The following is a 1,873-nucleotide window of genomic DNA, read 5'->3' as shown; positions in this document are numbered from 1 at the left end:
TCCAACTGAACCACCCCCACCCTCATTCCCTCCCCTCAAGGGGGAGGGAGGCGAAGGAGCCGAGAACTCTTTCTCTGGGATGGTACCGACGCCCCATGACCAGCTCCGATCAATCCCCGATGAACCTCGCCCTAGCGCTTGCCGCCGAGGCCGCCGCCGATGGCGAGGCGCCGGTCGGGGCCGTGATCGTCGAGGGCGACCGGGTGCTCGCCGCCGAGCGCAACCGCATGCGCGCCCTTGCCGATCCCACCGCCCACGCCGAGTTCCTTGCCATCCGCGCCGCGCTCGCCGCCCGCGGCACCGGCCGGCTCGACGGGTGCGACCTCTACGTCACCCTCGAGCCCTGCGCCATGTGCGCCGGCGCCATCGCCCATGCCCGCCTGCGCCGCGTCTATTTCGGCGCCGAGGACCCGAAGGCCGGCGCCGTCGAGAACGGCATCCGCCTCTTCGAGCAGCCCACCTGCCATCATCGCCCGGAGGTGATCGGCGGCATCGGCGCGAACCGGTCCGAAGCGCTGCTGAAGGCGTTTTTCCGCGGTTTGCGGACAAAGTAGCCGTGCGATCTTCTCAGATCGCCCTAGCCCCGGGCCATTCTGCGCGTTACGAAAAGCCACGACCATTCGGAGCTTTCGCCCATGATCATCGAGCCCAAAATCCGCGGCTTCATCTGCACCACCGCGCATCCCGTCGGCTGCGCGACCAATGTCCAGCGCCAGATCGACCATGTCGTGGTCAAGGGACCGATCCCGTCAGCGCGGCGCCGGGTGCTGGTGCTGGGGTGCTCGACCGGCTACGGATTGGCCTCGCGCGTCGTCACGACCTTCGGCAGCGATGCCGATACCGTCGGCGTATCGTTCGAAAAGCCCCCGGCCGAGAACAAGACGGCGAGCGCCGGCTGGTACAACAACCGCGCCTTCGAGCAGCGCGCCAGGGCGGCCGGCCGGATCGCGGTGACCGTCGAGGGCGACGCCTTCTCCGACGCGATCAAGGCCGAGACCATCGAGGTCGTCCGGCGGAACCTCGGTCAGGTCGACCTCGTCGTCTACAGCCTCGCCTCGCCTGTCCGCACGGATCCCAGGACCGGCGAGACCTATCGCTCCGCCATCAAGCCCTACGGCGCCGCCGTTAAGGCCAAGACGCTCAATACCGCCACCGGCGAGGTCTCGCAGATCGAGATCGAGCCGGCGACCGAGGAGGAAGCGCAAGCGACCGTCAAGGTGATGGGCGGTGAGGACTGGGAGCTGTGGATTTCGGCGCTGGCCGATGCCGGCGTCCTCGCCGACGGCTTCACGACGCTCAACTACACGTATCTGGGCAGCGAGCTCACCTGGCCGATCTACCACAAGGGCACGCTCGGCGTCGCCAAGGCCGATCTCGACCGCGCCGCCGGGGCCATCCGCGCCCGCTTCGGGGCGGAAAGCGCCTATGTCGTGGCGCTGAAGGCGGTGGTCACGCAGGCGAGCTCCGCCATTCCGGTGGTGCCGCTCTATGGCACGCTGCTCCTGAAGGTCATGGCCGAGATGGGCGTCAGCGAAGGCTGCATCGAGCAGATCGATCGCCTCTTCCGCACCAAGCTCGCCGATCCCGCTCTCGATGACGCGCACCGCATCCGCGTCGACGACTGGGAGCTCTCCAAGACTGTGCAGGACGAAATGGCCCGCCGCTGGCCGCTGCTCTCGACCGAAACGCTGCCGCACCTGGCCGATCTCGGCAAGTACCGCGAGGAATTCCTCAAGCTCTTCGGCTTCGGCCTCGGCGGCGTGGACTACGGCGCCGACGTCGATCCGCGCGAGGTCTAGAGCATGTCAGGTTTTATCGGAATCGACGGCTCCTTCGCCTTCCTCCCCCTTGAGGGGAGGGAATGAGGGTGGGG

The 1,873-nt window shown here is 67.9% G+C and carries 2 protein-coding genes; both read left to right on the top strand.

The features are described from left to right. The first annotated feature begins 95 nt into the window (after window positions 1-95). A complete protein-coding gene (locus VE25_RS02200; protein ID WP_046106952.1) occupies window positions 96-554 on the top strand; it encodes a nucleoside deaminase in 459 nt (152 codons plus the stop codon). Window positions 555-635: 81 nt separating this feature from the next. Continuing rightward, window positions 636-1,799: an enoyl-ACP reductase FabV gene (gene fabV / locus VE25_RS02195; protein ID WP_046106951.1), complete on the top strand. Its 1,164-nt coding sequence runs from the start codon at window positions 636-638 to the stop codon at window positions 1,797-1,799. The last annotated feature ends 74 nt before the right edge of the window (window positions 1,800-1,873 follow it).

It is taken from the genome of Devosia geojensis, from assembly GCF_000969415.1.
Classification (GTDB): domain Bacteria; phylum Pseudomonadota; class Alphaproteobacteria; order Rhizobiales; family Devosiaceae; genus Devosia; species Devosia geojensis.
This window is presented reverse-complemented; position numbering and strand designations above follow the sequence as displayed.

What these genes read in the sequence shown, in the direction of transcription:
- VE25_RS02200 (WP_046106952.1), top strand. Translation starts at nt 96, where the DNA reads ATGACCAGCTCCGATCAATCCCCGATGAACCTCGCCCTAGCGCTTGCC.
- fabV (WP_046106951.1), top strand. Translation starts at nt 636, where the DNA reads ATGATCATCGAGCCCAAAATCCGCGGCTTCATCTGCACCACCGCGCAT.